At 52.6% G+C, this 20,983-nt stretch carries 20 protein-coding genes; 10 read left to right on the top strand and 10 right to left on the bottom strand.

Going from position 1 to position 20,983, the window contains the following annotated elements:
* Window positions 1-3 precede the first annotated feature (3 nt).
* The 3 genes from sdhA (at window position 4) to HBA93_RS07920 (ending at window position 3,276) form a co-directional block, all read left to right on the top strand.
* A complete protein-coding gene (sdhA, locus tag HBA93_RS07930) occupies window positions 4-1,839 on the top strand; it encodes a succinate dehydrogenase flavoprotein subunit (RefSeq protein ID WP_121992197.1) in 1,836 nt (611 codons plus the stop codon).
* A 17-nt stretch (window positions 1,840-1,856) separates the two neighbouring features.
* Window positions 1,857-2,636: a succinate dehydrogenase iron-sulfur subunit gene (locus HBA93_RS07925; protein WP_022709743.1), complete on the top strand. Its 780-nt coding sequence runs from the start codon at window positions 1,857-1,859 to the stop codon at window positions 2,634-2,636.
* A gap of 268 nt (window positions 2,637-2,904) precedes the next feature.
* The gene (locus HBA93_RS07920; protein WP_122093025.1) at window positions 2,905-3,276 is read left to right on the top strand and encodes a VOC family protein; all 372 of its coding nucleotides are present in this window, start codon (window positions 2,905-2,907) and stop codon (window positions 3,274-3,276) included.
* Between the two features lie 48 nt (window positions 3,277-3,324).
* Here HBA93_RS07920 and HBA93_RS07915 read toward each other — a convergent pair whose 3' ends face one another.
* Together HBA93_RS07915 and HBA93_RS07910 are read right to left on the bottom strand one after the other, a co-directional pair.
* On the bottom strand, window positions 3,325-3,762 hold the full coding sequence (locus HBA93_RS07915; RefSeq protein ID WP_022709741.1) for an OsmC family protein: 438 nt from the start codon (window positions 3,760-3,762) through the stop codon (window positions 3,325-3,327).
* Window positions 3,763-3,855: 93 nt separating this feature from the next.
* A complete protein-coding gene (locus HBA93_RS07910) occupies window positions 3,856-5,127 on the bottom strand; it encodes a ubiquinone biosynthesis hydroxylase (RefSeq protein ID WP_221722928.1) in 1,272 nt (423 codons plus the stop codon).
* A gap of 202 nt (window positions 5,128-5,329) precedes the next feature.
* Here HBA93_RS07910 and tesB point away from each other — a divergent pair, with 202 nt between their 5' ends.
* From tesB to HBA93_RS07885, 5 genes are all read left to right on the top strand, one after another.
* The gene (gene tesB, locus HBA93_RS07905; protein WP_033315854.1) at window positions 5,330-6,193 is read left to right on the top strand and encodes an acyl-CoA thioesterase II; all 864 of its coding nucleotides are present in this window, start codon (window positions 5,330-5,332) and stop codon (window positions 6,191-6,193) included.
* Window positions 6,194-6,408: 215 nt separating this feature from the next.
* Window positions 6,409-8,973, top strand: coding sequence for an FtsK/SpoIIIE family DNA translocase (locus tag HBA93_RS07900; protein WP_221723048.1), 2,565 nt, complete (start codon window positions 6,409-6,411; stop codon window positions 8,971-8,973).
* 94 nt (window positions 8,974-9,067) lie between these two features.
* Window positions 9,068-9,709: an outer-membrane lipoprotein carrier protein LolA gene (locus tag HBA93_RS07895; protein WP_075654699.1), complete on the top strand. Its 642-nt coding sequence runs from the start codon at window positions 9,068-9,070 to the stop codon at window positions 9,707-9,709.
* Between the two features lie 157 nt (window positions 9,710-9,866).
* Window positions 9,867-10,673 (top strand): exodeoxyribonuclease III, encoded by an 807-nt coding sequence (locus HBA93_RS07890; RefSeq protein ID WP_221722926.1) that lies wholly within the window; start codon window positions 9,867-9,869, stop codon window positions 10,671-10,673.
* 154 nt (window positions 10,674-10,827) lie between these two features.
* Window positions 10,828-12,420 carry an ABC-F family ATP-binding cassette domain-containing protein gene (locus tag HBA93_RS07885; RefSeq protein WP_221722925.1) on the top strand — a complete coding sequence of 531 codons (1,593 nt, stop codon included), beginning with the start codon at window positions 10,828-10,830 and terminating at the stop codon, window positions 12,418-12,420.
* Window positions 12,421-12,447: 27 nt separating this feature from the next.
* Here the strand turns inward: HBA93_RS07885 and HBA93_RS07880 are convergent, their stop codons facing one another.
* The gene (locus tag HBA93_RS07880) at window positions 12,448-12,903 is read right to left on the bottom strand and encodes a cyclic nucleotide-binding domain-containing protein (protein ID WP_121992201.1); all 456 of its coding nucleotides are present in this window, start codon (window positions 12,901-12,903) and stop codon (window positions 12,448-12,450) included.
* Between the two features lie 188 nt (window positions 12,904-13,091).
* Entirely contained in the window at window positions 13,092-13,772 is a 681-nt protein-coding gene (locus HBA93_RS07875; RefSeq protein ID WP_028233341.1) for a response regulator transcription factor, read from the bottom strand.
* A 307-nt stretch (window positions 13,773-14,079) separates the two neighbouring features.
* On the opposite strand from HBA93_RS07875, the gene HBA93_RS07870 reads away from it, so the two are divergent.
* A complete protein-coding gene (locus HBA93_RS07870; protein WP_221723047.1) occupies window positions 14,080-14,643 on the top strand; it encodes a L,D-transpeptidase family protein in 564 nt (187 codons plus the stop codon).
* 12 nt (window positions 14,644-14,655) lie between these two features.
* On the opposite strand, the gene HBA93_RS07865 is transcribed toward HBA93_RS07870, so the two are convergent.
* Complete coding sequence (locus HBA93_RS07865; protein ID WP_286201826.1) at window positions 14,656-16,029, bottom strand: aminotransferase-like domain-containing protein; 1,374 nt, start codon at window positions 16,027-16,029, stop codon at window positions 14,656-14,658.
* A gap of 237 nt (window positions 16,030-16,266) precedes the next feature.
* On the opposite strand from HBA93_RS07865, the gene HBA93_RS07860 reads away from it, so the two are divergent.
* Entirely contained in the window at window positions 16,267-17,148 is an 882-nt protein-coding gene (locus HBA93_RS07860; RefSeq protein ID WP_221722923.1) for a DMT family transporter, read from the top strand.
* A gap of 124 nt (window positions 17,149-17,272) precedes the next feature.
* Here the strand turns inward: HBA93_RS07860 and HBA93_RS07855 are convergent, their stop codons facing one another.
* From HBA93_RS07855 to tsaD, 5 genes are all read right to left on the bottom strand, one after another.
* The gene (locus HBA93_RS07855) at window positions 17,273-17,956 is read right to left on the bottom strand and encodes a class I SAM-dependent methyltransferase (protein WP_221722922.1); all 684 of its coding nucleotides are present in this window, start codon (window positions 17,954-17,956) and stop codon (window positions 17,273-17,275) included.
* A gap of 90 nt (window positions 17,957-18,046) precedes the next feature.
* Window positions 18,047-18,475 (bottom strand): EVE domain-containing protein, encoded by a 429-nt coding sequence (locus tag HBA93_RS07850; RefSeq protein ID WP_022709673.1) that lies wholly within the window; start codon window positions 18,473-18,475, stop codon window positions 18,047-18,049.
* Between the two features lie 32 nt (window positions 18,476-18,507).
* Window positions 18,508-18,798 carry a YciI-like protein gene (locus HBA93_RS07845; protein WP_221722921.1) on the bottom strand — a complete coding sequence of 97 codons (291 nt, stop codon included), beginning with the start codon at window positions 18,796-18,798 and terminating at the stop codon, window positions 18,508-18,510.
* A 12-nt stretch (window positions 18,799-18,810) separates the two neighbouring features.
* Window positions 18,811-19,791, bottom strand: a complete 981-nt coding sequence (locus tag HBA93_RS07840) for an NAD(P)H-dependent glycerol-3-phosphate dehydrogenase (RefSeq protein WP_221722920.1) — start codon at window positions 19,789-19,791, stop codon at window positions 18,811-18,813.
* Window positions 19,788-20,879: a tRNA (adenosine(37)-N6)-threonylcarbamoyltransferase complex transferase subunit TsaD gene (tsaD, locus tag HBA93_RS07835; RefSeq protein WP_221722919.1), complete on the bottom strand. Its 1,092-nt coding sequence runs from the start codon at window positions 20,877-20,879 to the stop codon at window positions 19,788-19,790. Before tsaD ends, HBA93_RS07840 begins: the two co-directional genes overlap by 4 nt.
* Window positions 20,880-20,983 lie beyond the last annotated feature (104 nt).

Here is a 20,983-nt window from a genome sequence, read left to right as displayed (position 1 = left end):
CAAATGGCAACAACTAAAGACACAGCTGCTAACGGCAGCAAATATACCTTTGTCGATCACAAATTTGACGTTGTGGTTGTCGGTGCCGGTGGTGCAGGCTTGCGTGCAACACTGGGTATGGCAGAGCAGGGCTTTAAAACGGCCTGTATTACCAAGGTTTTCCCGACGCGCTCCCACACGGTTGCAGCGCAGGGCGGTATTGCTGCTTCGCTTTCCAATATGGGGCCGGACAGCTGGCAGTGGCATATGTATGACACTGTTAAAGGCTCCGACTGGCTCGGTGATACAGACGCCATGGAATATCTGGCCCGTGAAGCGCCTGCGGCGGTTTATGAGCTGGAACATTACGGCGTGCCGTTCTCCCGTACAGAGGAAGGCAAAATCTATCAGCGTCCGTTCGGCGGCCATATGCAGAACTTCGGTGACGGCCCTCCGGTACAGCGTACCTGTGCTGCTGCTGACCGTACCGGTCACGCTATTCTGCACACGCTCTACGGCCAGTCACTCAAGAACAATGCGCAGTTCTTCATTGAATATTTCGCGCTTGATCTGATCATGACTGACGGTGTTTGCACCGGCGTTGTGGCATGGAATCTGGATGACGGCACCATTCACCGTTTCTCCGCTAAAATGGTCGTTCTGGCCACCGGCGGTTACGGTCGTTCGTATTTCTCGGCAACCTCTGCCCATACCTGCACCGGCGATGGCGGCGGTATGGTTGCACGTGCCGGTCTGCCTCTGCAGGATATGGAATTTGTTCAGTTCCACCCGACTGGTATTTACGGCGCAGGCTGCCTGATTACTGAAGGCGCACGCGGTGAGGGCGGTTATCTGGTTAACTCCGAAGGCGAGCGCTTCATGGAGCGTTATGCACCTTCCGCTAAGGATCTGGCATCGCGTGACGTGGTTTCACGCTGCATGACCATTGAAATCCGTGAAGGCCGCGGCGTTGGCAAAAACAAAGATCATATTTATCTGCATCTGGATCATCTGGATCCGGCAATTCTGCATGAGCGTCTGCCGGGTATTTCGGAAAGCGCCAAGATTTTTGCCGGTGTTGACCTGACCAAAGAGCCGATTCCGGTTCTGCCGACAGTTCACTACAATATGGGCGGCGTGCCGACCAACTATTGGGGCGAAGCGCTGAACCCGACGGAAGAAAATCCTGATCGCGTACAGCCTGGTCTGATGGCTGTGGGTGAAGCCGGTTGTGCGTCGGTTCACGGTGCAAACCGTCTTGGCTCAAACTCACTGATCGATCTCGTGGTATTCGGCCGTGCGGCTGCAATCCGTGCTGGTGAAGTGATTGACCGCGCTGCAAAAATTCCTGATCTCAATCTCGCTGCCTGCGATAAGATTATGGAGCGTTTTGATCGTCTGCGCTTTGCTGACGGCGGCACTCCGACTGCTGTTCTGCGTGAAAAAATGCAGCGCACCATGCAGGAAGATGCGGCTGTGTTCCGTACCTCAGAATCCCTGAAACAGGGTTGTGAACGTATGGCCGCGATCTGGAAAGAAATGCCGGATATTAAAGTGACTGATCGCTCCTTGATCTGGAACTCTGATCTGATGGAAACACTGGAGCTGGAAAACCTGATGGCCAATGCGATGACCACTGTTGTGGCCGCTGAAGCCCGTAAGGAAAGCCGTGGCGCTCATGCCCATGAGGATTTCCCGAACCGTGATGACGTGAACTGGCGCAAGCATTCGCTGTCCTGGCTCTCAGAAGACGGCAAAGTTACGCTTGGCAGCCGCCCTGTTCATCTTGACCCGCTGGTCAAGGAAGAAGACGGTGGTATCAGCCTCGCTAAAATTGCGCCTAAAGCGCGCGTTTACTAAGGATTGGGGAAAGAGCAATGGTAGAACTGGCACTTCCCAAGAATTCGCAGATCCGTCCCGGCAAAGTCTGGGACAAACCTGCGGGTGCAACAAACCTGCGTGAATTCAAGATTTACCGCTGGTCGCCGGATGACGGTCAGAACCCGCGTCTCGATACATTTTATGTTGATCTTGATGATTGCGGCCCGATGGTTCTCGATGCACTTTTGTACATCAAGAACAAAATCGACCCGACTCTGACGCTGCGTCGCTCTTGCCGCGAAGGTATTTGCGGCTCCTGCGCCATGAATATTGATGGTTCGAATACGCTTGCATGCACCAAAGGCATGGAAGATATCAAAGGTACTGTTAAGATCTATCCGCTGCCGCATATGCCGGTTGTGAAGGATCTGGTGCCTGATCTCAGCCATTTCTATGCGCAGCACCGCTCCATCGAGCCATGGCTGAAAACGGTTTCTCCTGAGCCGCAGAAAGAGTGGTTGCAGAGCCATGAAGACCGCGCCAAGCTGGACGGTCTTTATGAGTGCATTCTGTGCGCCTGCTGCTCGACCTCGTGCCCGAGCTACTGGTGGAACGGCGACCGTTATCTCGGCCCTGCCGTGCTGCTTCAGGCCTATCGCTGGTTGATTGACTCGCGTGATGAGGCAAAAGGCGAACGTCTCGATAACCTTGAAGATCCGTTCCGCCTTTATCGCTGCCACACAATCATGAACTGCGCGCAGACATGCCCGAAAGGCCTGAACCCTGCGAAGGCGATTGCCGAAATCAAGAAAATGATGGTCGAGCGCCGCGTGTAATCGCGGCAATCGCTTCTTCTTATTTCCCAGTCAGCCTGCGGCTTCCACGCCTCTTGATGGCCAAATCAAGAAAATGATGGTCGAACGTCGCGTGTAATCGTGTGAATAATCAAAAAATTAAAAGGCACCTTTCGTGGTGCCTTTTTTATTGGCTTCATAAATCCGCCGGATTAAGCGCGTTTAAATTTTTATAAGTTAACCTGCAACTCTTACGCGTTATCGGCGTTTTGCATTTGCATAAGATGTGTAATCTTTGGCGGAGGCCGCTATGCTTGATCAGATCGGATTTATGGTCACCAATAAAGATAAGGCACGGGCGTTTTATTCTGCTGCTCTGGCACCTTTAGGTATTGATGCTGTAACTGAATTCGGCAACTGGCAGGGCTATGGCCGTCATGGTAAACCGGAATTCTGGATTGGCTCGCAAAAAGGCTCCGCCTATCAGGGGCAGATGCATCTGGCATTTCTGGCGGGTACACGCGGCGAGGTTGAGCGTTTCTATCAGGCAGCACTCAGTGCAGGCGGAGTTGAGCATAGCGCACCGGTTTTACGCCCTAATTATCATGCCGATTATTACAGTGCTTTGGTTAAAGATCCTGACGGACATATGATAGAAGTTGTCTGTCATATGCCTGCATAAATAAAAAAGCCGCCAGTCTGACCGGCGGCTTTTTTATTGGAGCTTCTCTTACAGCAATGTGGCTGTAAGATTGATTTCCAGCGCGTTCAAAGCGCGGGAGACGGGACAATTTTCTTTGGCCTGCTTGGCCAGCTTTTGAAAATCATTCTCTGAAATATTGGCAACACGTGCGCGCAAGGTCAGATCGCTTTTGGCAATAGAAAAACCGCCACCTTCATTCGGCACGGTGCTGATGGTCGCGGTTGCCTGTAATTCCGTTGGCGGTGTGCCATTGGTGGAAAGCAGGGATGACAGCATCATGGCAAAGCAACCGGCATGGGCAGCACCAATCAGTTCTTCCGGATTGGTGCCTGCATTACCGTGTATATCTTCAGTCCGTGATTTGAAGCTGTATGGCAGTTCATTGAGTGCGGTGCTCTGGGTTGTCAGTTTTCCGGTACCGGTTTTCAGGTCGCCGTTCCAGATGGCCGTGGCAGTTCGGTTCATTGTCTCTCTCCTAATTGATCCCGTGTCTGAGACTCTATGAAAAGAAATAGTTTTGACGTGCCTATTATCCAGTGCAATCCAAGCAGATTTTTGTCAGATCGCTTCACCCTGTAACAGGCGCGGGTTTTCCTTGCCAAAACCGGCTGCCTGTTTGATGAAATAGTTTTTCATCACCGGCAGGCGGTCAACAAGACCGAGCCCGATGTCACGCACGGTGCGCAGTGCCAGATTGTCATTAGAAAACAGTCGGGTCAGAACATCGGTGCTGACGCCCATCTGCACAGTGTCGAAGCGGCGCCATGTCTGGTATTTTTCGAGCGCAGCAAAGGAGCCGATATCAAGACCGAGGCGCTCGGTATCAACAATCACCTGTGCAAGCGTTGCCGCATCGCGGAAGCCGAGATTAAGCCCCTGTCCGGCAATCGGGTGAATACCGTGAGCGGCATCACCGACCAGTGCGAAGCGCGGCTTTACAAATTCACGCGCCAATGTGAGACCCAGCGGAAAGGCCCGTTTGTTGCCTTCTACGCGGATTTCACCCAGATGATGACCGAAGCGCTGCTCCAGTTCGGCTTCAAAAACGAAATCATCCTGCGCAACCAGACGGTTGGCATCTTCAGTGCGCTCTGCCCAGACGAGGGAGGAACGGTTGCCTTTCAACGGCAGAATGGCAAAAGGCCCTGCAGGCAGGAAATGTTCAATCGCGCGGCCTTCATGCGGACGTTCATGGGAGACATTGCAGACAATACCGGACTGGCCATAGCTCCAGTGAACAGTTTTGATACCGGCCTGATCGCGCATACGGGAGCGCACACCATCGGCACCGATCAGTAGTCTTGTTTGAAGCGTGCGGCCATCAGCCAGTGTTACAGTCACAGCATTGGAGGCGGTGGTGAAACCTTCAACACCGCAGCCTTCAATCACATTAATTCCGAGTTCAGCTGCCTTGGCATGAAGCGAGGCATTGAGAACTTTGTTTTCAACCATATGAGCGAAGGGTTCACCCGGATTAACCTCACCGGCAAAGGTCAGGAAAACAGGGCGCACCGGATCGGATACGCGGGAATCGGTGATCACCATGTCATTGATCGGCTGGGCATCCGGTTTGATCGCCTGCCAGCAGCCAAGCTGTTCCAGCATACGGGTTGCGGCGGCGGCAATCGCTGAAGCACGCGGATCTTTTTTCCACTGACCGGCCGGTGCGGCATCAATGATTGTGACATCCAGCTGAGGTGCGCCGGTTTTAATGGCAACCGCCGTGGTCATCCCCACATAGCCCGCGCCTGCGATCAGAACATCTGTTTTGACCGGAGCAGATGCCGCCTCAGCAGCAGCCGTAGATGATTTGCGGGATGATTTGGCCATGACGGTTTCCTTCTCTGCACGACAGGTTTGCAGGACTGTCAGTTCTCTTTCAACCAGTTCGTGCTTTATAACACATAGATGTAGATAGGCTTTAAGCCGGTTTGTCTCAAGCGGAAATGCCGCAGTTTTTACCCGCAATCCCTTGCGCCGTCAGACGACCGGTTGTAGCCATAGTATAGCTACTGCAGAAAATGAGTTTCCTATGTCTGAAGCAATGAAAGAACTTTTGTCGATCCTTGATCTGGAACCGCTGGAACATAATCTGTTCCGTGGTCGCAGCCCTCAGGTGGGCTGGCAGCGGGTTTTTGGCGGGCAGGTGATCGGTCAGGCACTGGTTGCGGCACAGCGTACTGTAGAGGAAGGGCGTTTTGTCCATTCCCTGCACGGCTATTTCATGCGACCCGGTGATCCTTCAATTCCGATTATTTATCGCGTGGAACGGCTACGTGACGGTTCGAGCTTTTCGACCCGTCAGGTTGTAGCAATCCAGCATGGCGAAGCTATTTTTACTTTGTCTGCCTCGTTCCAGATTGATGAAGCAGGACTTGAGCATCAGATTCCGATGCCGCTTCATGTGCCGATGCCGGAAAAGCTGCTCAGCATCAAAGATATGAAAGAGCAATATATTCAGATGGCGCCAAAGGCTGTGCGCAAATATCTGGAACGCGACCAGCCAATTGATATGAAACCGGTATCGCTCAGCCATTATCTCACCAAAGATCCGCTGCCGCCGGAGCAGAATGTCTGGGTACGCGCCTGCGGCGAGGTGCCGGATGACCGTGCCTTGCAGGCGGCAATTCTGGCCTATCTCTCAGACATGACTTTGCTGGATACGTCGCTGCATGCGCATGGGCGCGCGGTGTTTGATCCGGGTATGCAGGTTGCCAGTCTTGATCATTCGATGTGGTTCCATCATCCGTGTCGGCTGAATGACTGGCTGCTCTATAGTCAGGACAGCCCGATGGCGACCGGTGCACGTGGTTTCAACCGCGGTTCAATCTTTACCCGTGACGGTGTGCTGATTGCCTCTACGGCGCAGGAAGGCCTGATCCGCGTCCGCGATTGAGATTTGCACTGCAAAGCAGAGTGAAATTATAAAACACGCCCGAAAACGGGCGTTTTTCTATATTTTAAGCCTGTTGAATATGTCAAGGAATGGCGAGTTCATGGTTAATGCTGTCTTAACTACCATTATTGTATGATCGGACGCGATTCATAAAATTTACCTGTATTCCGGCACTTCTGCGGGGAAAACAGGTGAAAAAAATTGAGGCAGGTTTCATGCGGCAAGGCTATTCACCGTCCTACGGGCCAGATGAACAGGAAATTCGAGGAGAACGTCTGAGGCTCAGCGCTTTGCTGCGCCGCCAGATTGATATTTTCTCCGGCCTGTTGCTGCTGGCTTTGGTGGCGGGAGCTGTTGCGGCGCTTGCCACATGGAATGTGGCTGATCCGAGTTTCAGCCATGCGACCGCCAATGAAGTGACCAATGCTGCAGGCTATCCGGGGGCGGTTTTTGCCGATCTTGCCATGCAGTTTTATGGTCTTTCCAGTGTCGTTGTGGTGCTGCCGCTGGTTTTTTGGGGCATTTTGATGATCGTCAATGGTCGCATTGACCGTTTGGCACGACGTATTTCCGCATGGTTTTTTGCATCTTTGCTGTTTGCTGCGATTGCCAGCTGTGTCACGCCGCCGGAAAGCTGGCCGATGCAGATCGGGCTTGGCGGTGTGTTCGGCGATATGGTGCTCAAAGTACCGGGTGTGTTTCTGGGGGAATTCCCTACTGGTGTGATCGCGCTTGGTATTGCTGTTATTTTGTCAGTTCCGGCTTTGTGGTTATGCGCCTTTGCCAGCGGTCTGATCGGCCGTGAGCGCAGCCTGACAAAACCTGTCCGTGCCAAAGCACGTCAGGTCGCAGATGATCATTATGATGAAGATTTTGATGAGGAAACCGGCGAAATCCGCACGGGCTTCTTCTCTGCTCTGTCCGCATCGACATTGGGTGCTGCATCCCACTGGATGCTGAGCGCCAAGGCATCGGTGCGGCGCATGTTTGGTCTGAAGCGCAATCCGTCCTCAGCACGCAGACACAACCGCAATGATGATCCGTTCGGTGATGTGACAGTCGCGCGTCGGGGTGCAGGTCAGCGGTTTGAACCGGGCTTTGAACCTGCCGGTCATGCTGTTGATGACATGCATTTTGACGATGATGATTATGATGATGCACCGGCACCGCAGCAACCTGCGGCTGCACAGGCACAAGCACCGCGCATGCAGGCGGCACGAAAGGCACCGACGGCCCGTGCACCAACGCATCCGGTGAATAATGGCGGTCGCTTCATGTTGCCGGATCTCAATTATCTGAGCGAACCGAAAGTGGTTGCGCGTGACCCGTCACTGTCAAAAGAAGCGTTGGAGCAGAATGCCCGTGTTCTGGAAGGTGTGCTGGAAGATTTCGGTGTGCGCGGTGAAATTATTCAGGTCAAGCCGGGTCCGGTTGTGACCATGTATGAGCTGGAGCCGGCGCCGGGGATTAAATCTTCCCGTGTTATCGGTCTGGCTGATGATATTGCCCGTTCAATGAGTGCGATTTCTGCCCGTGTGGCGGTGGTGCCGGGGCGCAATGCCATTGGTATTGAACTGCCTAATCCGAAGCGCGAAATGGTATTCTTGCGTGAAATGCTGGCGAGCCGCGATTTCATGCAGACCAAAACCAAGCTGGCACTGGCACTGGGCAAGACCATTAATGGTGAGCCGGTGATTGCCGATCTCGCCAAAATGCCTCACGTTCTGGTGGCTGGTACTACCGGTTCCGGTAAGTCTGTGGCGATTAATACCATGATCCTGTCACTGGTCTATCGCATGACCCCGCAGGAATGCCGCCTGATTATGATTGATCCGAAAATGCTGGAACTTTCCGTTTATGACGGTATTCCGCATTTGCTCACCCCTGTGGTGACTGATCCGAAGAAAGCGGTTGTCGCACTGAAATGGGCAGTGCGCGAGATGGAAGACCGCTATCGCAAAATGTCGAAAGTCGGCGTGCGCAATATTGACGGTTTCAACAGTCGGGTTTCACTGGCTGAGAAAAAAGGCGAACAGATTTCCCGTACGGTACAGACCGGCTTTGACCGCAATACCGGTGAGGCGGTTTATGAAACCGAAGAGCTGGATTTGTCGCCAATGCCATATATCGTCGTGATTATCGACGAAATGGCCGATCTGATGATGGTTGCCGGTAAGGATATTGAAGGCGCGGTGCAGCGTCTGGCGCAGATGGCTCGTGCTGCCGGTATCCATGTGATTATGGCAACGCAGCGCCCGTCGGTGGATGTGATTACCGGTACGATCAAGGCGAATTTCCCGACCCGTATTTCGTTTCAGGTTACCTCCAAAATTGACAGCCGCACAGTGCTTGGTGAGCAGGGTGCAGAGCAGCTTTTGGGTATGGGTGATATGTTATTTATGGCCGGTGGCGGGCGTATCCAGCGTGTTCACGGGCCTTTTGTCGGCGATGATGAAGTTGAACAGGTGGTTCAGCACCTTAAAGCGCAGGGCGTGCCGGAATATCTGGATGCCGTTATGGAAGATGATGAGGACGAGGGCGGTTCCGCACCGTCCGGTACGTCCAATCTGGAAAATTCCGACGATCCTTATGATCAGGCTGTTGCGGTGGTGCTGCGCGATAAGAAGGCCTCAACCAGCTATATCCAGCGCCGTCTCGGCATTGGTTATAACCGCGCAGCTTCGATCATTGAGCGTATGGAAGAAGAAGGTATTGTGGGACCTGCCAATCATGCGGGCAAACGCGATATTCTTGTTCCGACGCAGGATGATGATTACTGATTTTGCTCTGCCACAGTCAGGTCAAACTACCGGTTTAAAAGATAAAAGAACACGGTGAAAACCGTTATAACGAATACGGGAGCGTATGTTTCTGATGAAACTGAAATTGCCTTTCATGGTCGCAAAATATTTCACTGCTGCATCTATTGCTCTGGGCGTGCTGCTGCCTGCCGGTTTCGCGCAGGCACAATCGGCCAATAGCGGTGCACAGGCACAGGCTATTGCCAATCAGTTTACAGCTGTGAAAACCATGACCGGTGAATTTGTGCAGTTTGGCCCGAAAGGCGATCAGACTGGCGGTAAATTCTACATTGAGCGTCCGGGAAAAATCCGTTTCAACTATGATAAATCGCCGATCACAGTGATTTCCGATGGCGAATCCGTCGTCGTCAATAATAAGAAGCTGGATACATGGGATTTGTATCCGCTGTCGAAAACACCGCTGAAGCTGCTGCTGAGCGATCATGTTGATCTGGGCGGCGGCCGTTTGCGCGGTTTGAAAAACGAACCGGATGCGCTGACCATGATTTTGGGCGACAAAGCGGTTTTTGCCGATGCCACAATTGCGCTGATGTTTGATCCGGCCAATGCGGAACTGAAGCAGTGGACAATCACTGATGCGCAACGTCAGGATACCACGGTGATGATCTTCAACGTGCAGAAAGGTGTGCGTTTTGCGGATAATATGTTCAAGATTGACTATCAGCGTCTGGCTATGAAACGCAAAAATCGCTGATCCTTGTTCAAACTATTGAAAATGCCGCGCCTGCTTTAGCGCGGCATTTTTTATTTATCCGGCATTTGCACATCCTGCATAAGCGGCTTATGTTACGCAAGCTATGGTGAAACCTCACCTGTTTTGTCTTTTACCCTTCAGCCCGTTGAGCAGTTTAATGAGTTTTTCCGTCGCCACCTGGAATATCAATTCAGTTCGCCTTCGTTTGCCACTGGTTCTGGACTTTCTGGAGAAGCACACACCGGATGTGTTGTGTCTGCAGGAAACCAAATGTCCTGATAACCAGTTTCCGCTCAAAGAGCTGCGCAATGCCGGTTATGAACATATCGCGATCAGCGGTCAGAAGGGCTATCACGGCGTGGCCACACTGTCGCGCAGACCGATGGAAAATACGGAAGTTATCGGCTTCTGCGATATGGGTGATTGCCGTCACCTCAGCAGTGTTGTGCAGGCAGGCGGTAAATCAATCCGCATCCATAATTTCTATGTGCCTGCCGGCGGGGATGAACCGGATGTGACGATCAATCCGAAATTTGCCCATAAGCTGAATTTCCTTGAGGAAATGCGGGCAGTAACGGCAGATCGTGGTGATGGTTTTTCTTCCATTCTGGTGGGCGATCTCAATATTGCACCGCTGGAAAATGATGTCTGGTCACATAAGCAGATGCTGAAAATTGTCAGCCATACACCGATTGAAACCGAGACACTGGAAGATTTACGGGTTAAAGGTGGCTGGAGTGATTTGATGCGGCAGGTAATCCCTGCAGATCAGAAAATTTATACATGGTGGAGCTATCGTGCCAAGGATTGGGACGCATCTGATCGTGGCCGTCGCCTTGACCACGTCTGGGGTTCCAAAGATCTTGAGCCGCATATGAAAGAACTGCAGGTTCTGCGCCATGCCCGTGGCTGGGAGCGTCCTTCCGACCACGTGCCGGTTATCGCCCGCTTCGATCTCGACTGAAATATTCAAGGCATCGTGACTTGAATAAGTCATGATGCCTGTCTAAATGAATGTCATGGCCGCTTGTGCCGATTAAGCAATGTATTTGAGGGGTTCATCACAATGAAGCAGACAGCACAGTTTTTCTTAACTGATGTTTTTGTTGTTTCACTGGATGCTGCTCTTGATAACTCTGTACACACTGCAAAATATTTCTGCGCAAACGCCTGACGGCCGCAGTCTTTTTCAAAATCTTTCTCTTCATCTGTCCCGTGAACGTACCGGTCTGATCGGGCGTAACGGCACGGGTAAATCAACTTTATTGCGTATCATTGCCGGTGAAACAGCACCGGCCAGTGGTTCGCTGACCAGTCATGCCAAACTCGGTTTCCTGCATCAGAATACTGATGAAGCCCATGAAGCGATTGCGGACTTGTTTGGTGTGACCGTGCAACTGGCTGCGCAGGCGCGTATTCTGGCAGGTGAAGGCAGCGATGATGATCTGGCTGATGCGGACTGGACATTGGAAAGCAGGATTGAGGATGCGCTCTCCCAAATGGGACTGCCAAAACTCAGCGCGCAAACGCAACTGAGTACTTTAAGCGGCGGGCAGAAAACCCGTGCCGCTCTGGCTGCCCTGATTTTTCACGAGCCGGATCTGATCCTGCTGGATGAGCCGACCAATAATCTGGATATGCAGGGGCGTGAGGCTGTACTGCATTTGCTGCGCAACTGGCGTGGCGGGGCGCTGGTGGTCAGCCATGACCGCATATTATTGCGCGAGATGGACCGGATTATTGAGCTGACGCCAATTGGTGTGTCGTCTTATGGCGGTAACTGGGATTTTTATGAGATGCGCAAAGCGGAAGAGATAGCCGCTGCCCGTCATGATCTTGCAGTAGCTGAAACAGCCGCCAAACAGGCGGAAAAACAGGCACGCCTCATCAGAGAGCGGCAGGAGAAACGGGATTCTGCCGGTAAGAAATCACGTTTCAGTGCAGGGCAAAGCAAGTTATTGCTGGACGCCAGAGAAGATCGCGCACAGGCAACCGGCGGGCGTAATAATCAACTGGCGCAAAAGCAGGCAGAAAGCAGCCAGCAGGCGCTGAGTGAGGCGCAGAGCAAGTTTGAACGGTTGATCCCGCAGAACTTTATGCTTGGCAATCTCAGTCTTGCCGCAACGAAAACGGTACTCGTTGCGGAACATCTGACAATGACTTTTAATGATCGTCAGCCGTTATTTCAGGATTTGTCATTGCAGATTACAGGGCCGGAACGCATTGCATTGTGCGGGCCGAACGGATCAGGAAAAACGACTTTGCTGCATGTATTGGCGGGAAAGCTGACACCGCAGCAGGGCAGCGTACAATATTATGTCCGTCATGCCATGCTGGATCAGCATGTGAGCCTGTTGAATGATGATCTGAGTATCAGGGATAATTTTAAACTTCTGCAACCTGAAGCTACGGATAATGATTGCCGCGCCGCGCTCGCGCGCTTTATGTTCCGTGCAGATGCGGCTTTGCAAAAGGTGGGGGGGCTCAGCGGCGGTGAGAGATTGCGGGCTGGTTTGGCCTGTGTTCTGGGCGGTGTTCAGGCACCGGAACTGCTCATTCTCGATGAGCCGACTAATCATCTGGATATTGTAGCATTACAATCGGTGGAAACGGCGCTCAATACCTATGAAGGGGCGCTGCTGATTACCAGTCATGACGAGGCATTTTTAAACGCAATCACACTTACGCGGCGTATCGAATTGCCGGTTTAAAGCATTTCCGGCAAAAGCGGAGATGCTTTAATCGGAAAAACGGGATGACAGCTTGTCAATCTGCTCGACCATCTCATTCAGATTATTACTGATATGCAGATAGAGCGAAGCGGCAAGCTCCGGATATTCTTCCAGGATGCGGTGGAAAATGGAACGGCTGAGACGGATCACTTCGGTTTCCGTATCAGCGACAGCGCCGGTCAGGCGGCTGCTCTGCGCAATCAGCGCCATTTCACCCAGCACCGTACCGGTGCTGATCGAACGCAGATTGACGCGTCCCTGCTTGCCTTCATGAAAAAGGGTAATGCTGCCACTGACAACAATATAGGCACAATCAGCACTTTGTCCTTCATGAAACAGTTCTCTGCCGGTACGCAGAACCATGCGTTCTGCGCCAAAGGCAAGCAGCCGCAGGTGCTGAGCCGAGAAGGCCTCGAAAAGGCCAATCGTACTCAGGAACTGAATGTCATCATCGAGCGCCATATGTCTCTTTCTTGCACATAATCCTTATTCCGGAACCGGTTCCCGCACGGGAATAGTCAGTGTCCTGTTCCGGAAGAATTATGCTGTAATCCAAATTACCGAAAAATATCTAAAGTTTTCGATAAAATCATCTGTTATGCAGAATATTAAGCAGCCCGGACATCGTGAGTGTCGGGCTGCCTTCATTTTCAGGGAACCAGTTTATACCCGCCGCTTTCGGTAATCAGCAGGCTGGCATTGGACGGATCCAGTTCGATTTTCTGACGCAGACGATAGACATGGGTTTCCAGCGTGTGCGTGGTAACGCCGGAATTATAGCCCCATACTTCTTCCAGCAAGACATCGCGTCCGACCACACCACCGGCGCGGTACAGGAATTTGATGATTGCCGCTTCTTTTTCAGTGAGGCGGATTTTATCGCCTTTCTGATCGAGCAGCAGCTTCTGGCTTGGTTTGAATGTATAAGGCCCGACGATAAAGGTCGCGTCTTCGCTCTGTTCATGCTGGCGCAGCTGCGCGCGGATGCGGGCAAGCAGCACTGCAAAACGGAACGGCTTGGTAACATAGTCATTGGCACCGGACTCAAAGCCCAGAATGGTGTCGCAATCCGTATCGTGACCGGTCAGCATGATGATAGGTGATGTAAAACCACCGGCACGCAGCTGTTTGACAGCATCACGGCCATCCATATCCGGCAAGCCGACATCCATAATCAGCAGGCTGATATTATTGGCCCGTGCGGTCTGAATTGCTTTACCGGCAGTGTCTTCCTGCAGGATCTGAAATTCAGGGTGAAGTGACAGCTGGTCGATCAGGATGGAACGGAGATCCTCATCATCATCAACAATCAGAAGTGTATGGGCGATCATATCTGCCTCATTCGGTTTCAAAACGGGAGCTGAACATCAGCAAGATGGGTGATTTATGACATTTAACGAAGAAAAACTAAAGAGAGGTCAGATGAAACAAAATTTACCTTATAAAATACGCCTTTAATGCTGCTTTTAAGTGATCTGACATCAGTTTATGGATGTGAATAAAATTAGCTGTGTAAATATATGCGGAGAAATGATTCTCTGGTGTTTCCAGAGCGTTACCGGAAAATAGCATATAGAACCGGTCCGGAGGGGGCCTATACATATGATACTCGGCAGAGAAGCAAAGCAAAGCGGCCTGATGCAGGGAGATGCAGGCAGAAAAACATCCCGCACGATTAAAATTATGGATGTTCATGTGCGTCCCGGGCATCGCAGCCAGGGTTATCTGATTGCCGGACCGCTGGTGTTGCGCTGTGCTTTGGGCAAGGGCGGCGTGTCTTCTCGCAAGCGCGAAGGGGACGGTGCAACGCCTTTGACGCAGATGCGTCTGCTTTACGGATACCGCCGCCAGACGCCGGTGGTCGGAGATCAGCCGGCGACGGCATTGCACTTTCGGGCGACACAGCCGCAGGATGGCTGGTGTGATGCTGCCAATGACCGCAATTATAATCGTCCGGTTGCAGCTTCCTATCAGCGCAGCCATGAAAAGATGTGGCGCAAAGATGAGCTCTACGATATTTGCGTTGTTATGGACTGGAATATTACCGAGCGCAAAAAAGGTTGCGGTAGCGCGATATTTTTCCATCTTTCACGGGAAACATATACGCCGACCGAAGGCTGTATTGCCCTGAGCCGTCGCGATATGATGCGTTTATTACCGCATCTTTCGGGAGATACGGTTATCCGTGTTCGTCGCGGCTGATTTATCTCACATTCATGTCGCGGGCAGATACATGATCTGTCTGAGCGTATCGAAAATTTTCGGATGGACGGACTGGGCAACATTAAAGCGCATGAAGCGGCTGCATGTCTGTGACTGGCTGAAAATATTGCCGGGCGCCAGAACAATATTATGATCCAGAGCACGTCTGGCAATCATGTCGCTGTCCACATCTTCAGGCAGATCATCCGGTAATTGTGCCCAGAGAAACATGCCGCCAACCGGCTCGCACCAGAGTTTGAAGCCTGCATTGAGAAGTTTGTGTCGTGTCCGTGTCTGACACTCTGCCAGCCGGACACGGATTTTCTCAATATGGCTGCGGTAGCTGCCATCGGTCAGCAACTGATAAATGATCTGTGAGGACAGGGCATTACTGGCGAAACTGGTCGCCAGTTTCATGTCGGTGAGATTTTCCAGCCAATCAGGACGCGCAGCAATATAGCCGGTACGGGTGGCTGCTGACAGGGATTTGGAAAAGCTGCCGATATGGATTACCCGCTCCAGACCGTCGAGCTCTGCCAGTAGCGGTGGCGGGTTCTGATGAAAATCCGCAAAAATATTATCTTCAACCAAAATCAGATCATGCTGTTCGGCGAGTTTGAGCAGGCGATGCGCTGTTGCCGGTTGTATTGTGGCGCCGGTCGGATTGTGAATACCGGAATTGCAGAGATAGAGTTTTGGCCGGTACTGGGTGCAAAGACGGGCGAAGCTTTCCAGATCGGGACCTTGGGGTGTGTAAGGCACACCGACAAGATTGACGCCCTGCGCCAGTAACAGGCCACGGAAATTGAAATAACACGGATCATCAATCAGAACCGTATCGCCGGTGCGGATAAAAGTACGGCAGATCAGATCAAGAGCATTGGTGCCGGAATCGGTGAGCAGGATTTGTGACGGTGCGGCTGTAACGCCCTGTTCGCGCAGGCGGGTGCTGAGAAGCTGGCGCAGCAGCGGCAGGCCGAGCGGTTCGTCATATTCCGATATGTTCGATACGGGGTTACGGGCAATCTGGCGCAAGGCGCGGCGGATGGCTTCTTCGGGCAGCCAGTCTGATGGCAGCCAGCCACAACCCGGTCTGAAGGTGGTTTCTGTATTGCTCAGCGATTGCCGCATCACCCAATAGGGATTGATATTACGGTTATGGGTGTCTGCAAAATCCGAGCTGATGAGCGGCGGATGATTTTTCTCAGCGACATAAAAACCGGCACCGCGTCGCGCCTGAATAATGCCTTCAGCCACCAGCCGGTCATAGGCTTCCACGACTGTGGATTTGGATATGGACATGGTTTCCGAAAGACGGCGGATGGAGGGCAAACGCGCGCCCGGCATCAGGCTCATGGCGCTGATGCGGTCGCGGATGATTGTCATGACCTTTTCAACCAGCGTTGTCGCTTCCAGAATTTCCTGACTGACGGAAAGCTGATCAGCCGTACCACTTGCTGTTTGCAGTGCGTCCGGCGCTGTATATCCGGAATGATAAGTCATCTGTATCTCCGAATTGAGCAGTACAGTTTGTTTAAATTGTACTGAAATTGTATCTGACAATTTTGTCTGTGTATCAATATTTATCACGAAATACGCAATAAATTTCGAGAATATGTGAAAATGAATAAGCAGGCGGATAACCAAAGTGCTGGCTGGATCAGCGGTTTTATCGGCGTTTTAATTTTCAGTGGCTCACTACCGGCAACCCGACTTGCGGTGCTGGAGATCGATCCGGTCTTCCTTACTGTCCTGCGGGCGGCGATTGCCGGTGTGCTGGGCGGCGCTTTGTTACTGGCCTTTCGTGAGAAACTGCCGACACCATCAGAGCTTGTTTCACTGGCGCTGGTTTCCGGCGGGGTTGTCATTGGTTTTCCGCTGTTTACAGCATTAGCGCTGCAATATGTGACTTCAGCCCATGCGATTGTCTTTATCGGCCTGTTGCCACTGAGCACGGCAGTCTTTGCGGTTTTGCGCGGCGACAGTAATCCGTCATGGCGGTTTTGGGCTTTCTCGCTGGCAGGCAGTGCGGCGGTGGCAATTTTCGCTCTGACGAAAGATCAGTCAGGGGGCGAATTTTCGCTCTATGGCAATGTGATGATGCTGTTGTCGATCATTGTCTGTGGTTATGGCTATGCGGAAGGCGCACGTCTGTCGCGTTCAATCGGTGGCTGGCAGGTGATTTGCTGGGCACTGGTGCTGGCGTTGCCGGTAATGCTGGTACTCGCTATTGCTTTGCGTCCGGATAGCTTTGCGGGCATCGGCGCACCGGCATGGCTGAGCGTGGCTTATGTGTCGCTGTTCAGTATGCTGATCGGCTTTTTCTTCTGGTATCACGGGCTGGCACTTGGCGGTGCGGCAGGCGTGGGTCAGTTGCAATTATTGCAGCCGTTTTTTGGACTTGCTCTGGCAGCCTTTGTGCTGGGTGAACCGGTAAGCATAGCAATGATGGCGGTGGCTTGTGTTGTGGTGATGTGTGTTGCCGGAGCTAAGCGCTATATTTGAGCACTATTGCTCAAATATAGCGCTTAGCGACAAAGTTAAAAATATGCGAAGCGTTATATTTGAAGAGTGTCGAGAAGTGCTATGTTCTAGCATCACACACAAACCAATCAGGCGTGGCTTTTAGCTACGCCTTTTCTGTTTCACCGTAGTGCCAGACGGTGGTGCGTTTAACATCAGCATCTTCCAGAGCGCGGGTGACGGGGACGGAATAGACTTCCATTTCTGTCAGCCGGTGTCGCGGCAGATACGAACGTCCGGGATCTCCGACGATAATCTGCACGCCTTTGGCGGCAAGCATATCAAACCAGACGATCAACCGGTCGGCCAATGGCTTGTCATAAAAGACATCACCGGCCAGCAGAACATCGATCGTGTCGCTCACATCCTGCCCGATCAGATCAGCATTGCTGAAGTCACAGAATACTTTGTTCAAAACACTGTTCAGGCTGATGGCATAGCGGGCAAAAGGATCGATATCATTGGCGGTTACAGAACGTGCACCGCTTAAAAGGGCGGCAATACCGACCAGACCGGAGCCGGAAGCAAAATCCAGTACGCGTTTATTTTGTACAGCCTGCGGATGATCGAGAATATAACGGGCAACGCCCTGTCCGCCTGCCCATGCGAAAGCCCAATAGGGGGGCGGTAATCCGATTTCGGAAAGTTCTTCTTCGGTCTTGTGCCAAAGATCATGTGCTTCATCGGCAAGATGAAGCACGATTTCCGGCACATGGGGCGGGTGGTGAATGCCGGTATTGTCGAGGATGAATTGCGTTGCGCGGTCTGCGTCAGGGATCAGGAGGGGCATAGACGCTCCGGATCAAGCAGAGGATAAGCGACTGCAAACGCAGAACGCTTCCGGACTATAGTTTGGGTTGCGCTCTGCATTTTTATTTTCTCAAATTTTGGTGTGGTCTAATCCGCCCATCCGGCAGACCTCGATCCATTCATCTTCTTTGACGGGCTGCACGGAAAGACGCATGGATGTGACCAGCGCCATATCGCTCAATAGCGGATTAACCTTCACATCTTTCAATGTCACCGGCTTCGGCATATCGCAGACGGCGCGGATATCCACACATTCCCAGCGGTGATCGTCCGTTGTGCTGTCAGGATGCGCTAATGCACAAACTTCCACAATGCCGACGACTTCCAGTCCCTCATTGGAATGATAGAAAAAGCCCTTATCGCCAAGCTGCATAGCGCGCATATTATTGCGTGCCTGATAATTGCGCACGCCGTCCCATTGCTCGCCGACAGCGCCTTTGGCTTTCTGCATTTCCCACGACCATTTGAATGGTTCAGATTTAAACAGCCAATATGCCACAGTTTTCTCCGGATTTATTCAGCAGGCCAAGTTTATTCAGCAGGTTTGTTGATGACCCAGTTCCACGGGCGTACAGTCACATTGTCGAACAGACCAGCCAATGCATAAGGATCAGCAGCTGCAACGGCTTTTGCATCTTCCATAGTCTCAGCTTCAACCATCAGCATGCTGCCAACTGGTTTCTGATCGGTTTCGCTCAGAAAAGGGCCGCCGAATTTGATCTTGTCGCCGAGGCTTTTCAGATAATCGAGATGGGCAGGGCGGGTATCAAGACGCAGTTGCAGATGGTCGGCTTTGTCATTGCAGAGAATGGCGAACAGCATGAGGTCAGGTTCCTAATCTTCGTTTTTCAAAGGACGGGACAATAATCCGGTAACAGCCGCATCAATAGTAATACTGCCATTGAGCAAAGCCGCAATCGTGGTGATAATCGGTGCATTGATCTGCTTGCGCGCGCAAAGTTCGGCAATCACCGGCGCTGTGGCCACACCTTCGGCCAGCAGCAGGCCTTCCAGCGGTTCGCCGCGTCCCAAGGCCAGCCCGTAGGAGTAATTGCGCGATTGCGGGGAAGAACAGGACAGCATCAGATCGCCGAGGCCTGATAATCCCATCAGGGTTTCAGGCCGTCCGCCAAAGGCAGCCGCTATGCGGCGTAATTCAGCAAAAGCGCGGGTGACCAGTGCCGCCTGTGCCGATGCGCCAAGACCTTTACCGATCGTGGCACCGGCTGCTACGGCAATCACATTTTTCAACGCGCCGCCGACTTCAACACCGATCAGATCAACGGAGGAATAGCAGCGGAATGTGCTGCCGGAGAACTGTGCGGCCAGATCATCGGCAATGGCAATATTTTCACAGGCAATCGTCACGGCAGTCGGAAAGCCGCGGGCAACATCGCTGGCGAAGCTCGGGCCCGAAAGTGCTGCAATCGGATGGGCAGGCAGAATATCGGCAATGATTTGCGACATCAGCCGTCCGGTGGAGCGTTCAATGCCTTTGGCGCAAAGCACAACAGGGCAATCATCCGGAATAAGCGGTTTCAGTTCCTGCAATGCAGCAGCCATGGATTGTGCAGGGATAACAGCCAGAACCGTATCGGCATTGTTCAGAGCTGCGGCTGCATCACTGGTCGCACGCAGATTGTCATGCAGGGCGATATCGCCGAGATAGCGGCTGTTACGATGATTGTGATTAATGTCATCAACCGTTGCCGGATCGCGGGCATACAGCACGACCTTATGGCCGTTCTGCGCGGCCATGCAGCTGAGCGCTGTTCCCCATGCGCCGCCGCCTAAGATCGTAATCTTTTTACTCATGCTTTTGCTCCTCTGCGACCAAAACCGACCAGCGGTGCCGATGTGCTGTCCAGCGGCCAGCGCGAGCGCGGTGCAAAATCGAGATTATCCGGCGCTGTGCGGGCTGCATGTTCGGCACCTGCCCATGCAATCATGGCTGCATTGTCGGTACAAAGAATATGCGGCGGGGCGAGAAAATCGAAGCCGTGTTTTTCACAAAGCGTTTCAAGTCCTTTGCGCAGTATTTTATTGGCGGCAACGCCACCGGCAACGACAAGGGTCGGATTTTCTTTATCCGGATAGGTTTCACGAAAACGGAGCAGAGAACGCTTCACGCGGTCATTCAGCGTATCGGCAACGGCCGTCTGAAAAGACGCGCAGATATCCGCCACATCCTGATCGCTCAACGGCACAAGCTGAGTTGCTGTCTGGCGCACGGCGGTTTTAAGACCGGAGAAAGAAAAGTCCAGTCGTGCTTCACCTTTGAGCGGGCGCGGCAGTTCAAACCGTGAGGCATCGCCCTTGAGTGCAGCCTGTTCAACCGCAGGGCCGCCCGGATAAGGTAATCCCAGCAGCTTGGCGGTCTTGTCAAAAGCCTCGCCCAGCGCATCATCAATCGTCGTGCCGAGGCGCTCATAGTGGCCGAGGCCGTGCACGAGAATAACCTGTGTATGACCGCCGGATACCAGCAGCAACAGATAAGGAAAGGCCAGTCCGTCGGTCAGACGCGCAGTCAGGGCATGGCCTTCCAGATGGTTGACGGCGTAGAAAGGTTTGTCTGCGGCAAAGGCCATGGCTTTCGCGGTCATCAGGCCGACAATCAACCCGCCGATCAGACCGGGGCCTGCGGTGGCGGCGACAGCATCCACATCCTGAATGGTCATATCCGCCTCGGAAAGAGCTTTGGCGATCAATCCGTCAAGGGCTTCCACATGGGCGCGTGCGGCAATTTCCGGTACCACGCCGCCATAGGGTTCGTGCTCGGCAATCTGGCTGAGAACAACATTGGACAGGATGCGCGAAGACACCCCGCCTTGTTCATTTTCATGGCGTTCAATGATAGCTGCGGCTGTTTCGTCGCAACTTGTCTCTATTCCAAGCACGCGCATAAGCGATTAGACCCATATTAACAAAGCATTTCCGGCAAAAAGCATGAAGCGGTTTTGCATAAGGATAATGCGCTCAATAAACAAACTTCGCTGATCTTCCTATC

It is taken from the genome of Ochrobactrum sp. SFR4, from assembly GCF_019730395.1.
Classification (GTDB): domain Bacteria; phylum Pseudomonadota; class Alphaproteobacteria; order Rhizobiales; family Rhizobiaceae; genus Pseudochrobactrum.
Note: the sequence above shows the minus strand (reverse complement) of the source record. Positions and strands in the feature narration are given on the sequence as shown.

Excerpts from the sequence above, each read along its gene's own strand:
- sdhA (WP_121992197.1), top strand. The coding sequence starts at position 4 with ATGGCAACAACTAAAGACACAGCTGCTAACGGCAGCAAATATACCTTT.
- HBA93_RS07925 (WP_022709743.1), top strand. The coding sequence starts at position 1,857 with ATGGTAGAACTGGCACTTCCCAAGAATTCGCAGATCCGTCCCGGCAAA.
- HBA93_RS07920 (WP_122093025.1), top strand. The coding sequence starts at position 2,905 with ATGCTTGATCAGATCGGATTTATGGTCACCAATAAAGATAAGGCACGG.
- HBA93_RS07915 (WP_022709741.1), bottom strand. The coding sequence starts at position 3,762 with ATGAACCGAACTGCCACGGCCATCTGGAACGGCGACCTGAAAACCGGT.
- HBA93_RS07910 (WP_221722928.1), bottom strand. The coding sequence starts at position 5,127 with ATGGCCAAATCATCCCGCAAATCATCTACGGCTGCTGCTGAGGCGGCA.
- tesB (WP_033315854.1), top strand. The coding sequence starts at position 5,330 with ATGTCTGAAGCAATGAAAGAACTTTTGTCGATCCTTGATCTGGAACCG.
- HBA93_RS07900 (WP_221723048.1), top strand. The coding sequence starts at position 6,409 with ATGCGGCAAGGCTATTCACCGTCCTACGGGCCAGATGAACAGGAAATT.
- HBA93_RS07895 (WP_075654699.1), top strand. The coding sequence starts at position 9,068 with ATGAAACTGAAATTGCCTTTCATGGTCGCAAAATATTTCACTGCTGCA.
- HBA93_RS07890 (WP_221722926.1), top strand. The coding sequence starts at position 9,867 with ATGAGTTTTTCCGTCGCCACCTGGAATATCAATTCAGTTCGCCTTCGT.
- HBA93_RS07885 (WP_221722925.1), top strand. The coding sequence starts at position 10,828 with ATGCTGCTCTTGATAACTCTGTACACACTGCAAAATATTTCTGCGCAA.
- HBA93_RS07880 (WP_121992201.1), bottom strand. The coding sequence starts at position 12,903 with ATGGCGCTCGATGATGACATTCAGTTCCTGAGTACGATTGGCCTTTTC.
- HBA93_RS07875 (WP_028233341.1), bottom strand. The coding sequence starts at position 13,772 with ATGATCGCCCATACACTTCTGATTGTTGATGATGATGAGGATCTCCGT.
- HBA93_RS07870 (WP_221723047.1), top strand. The coding sequence starts at position 14,080 with ATGCAGGGAGATGCAGGCAGAAAAACATCCCGCACGATTAAAATTATG.
- HBA93_RS07865 (WP_286201826.1), bottom strand. The coding sequence starts at position 16,029 with ATGACAATCATCCGCGACCGCATCAGCGCCATGAGCCTGATGCCGGGC.
- HBA93_RS07860 (WP_221722923.1), top strand. The coding sequence starts at position 16,267 with ATGAATAAGCAGGCGGATAACCAAAGTGCTGGCTGGATCAGCGGTTTT.
- HBA93_RS07855 (WP_221722922.1), bottom strand. The coding sequence starts at position 17,956 with ATGCCCCTCCTGATCCCTGACGCAGACCGCGCAACGCAATTCATCCTC.
- HBA93_RS07845 (WP_221722921.1), bottom strand. The coding sequence starts at position 18,798 with ATGCTGTTCGCCATTCTCTGCAATGACAAAGCCGACCATCTGCAACTG.
- HBA93_RS07840 (WP_221722920.1), bottom strand. The coding sequence starts at position 19,791 with ATGAGTAAAAAGATTACGATCTTAGGCGGCGGCGCATGGGGAACAGCG.
- tsaD (WP_221722919.1), bottom strand. The coding sequence starts at position 20,879 with ATGCGCGTGCTTGGAATAGAGACAAGTTGCGACGAAACAGCCGCAGCT.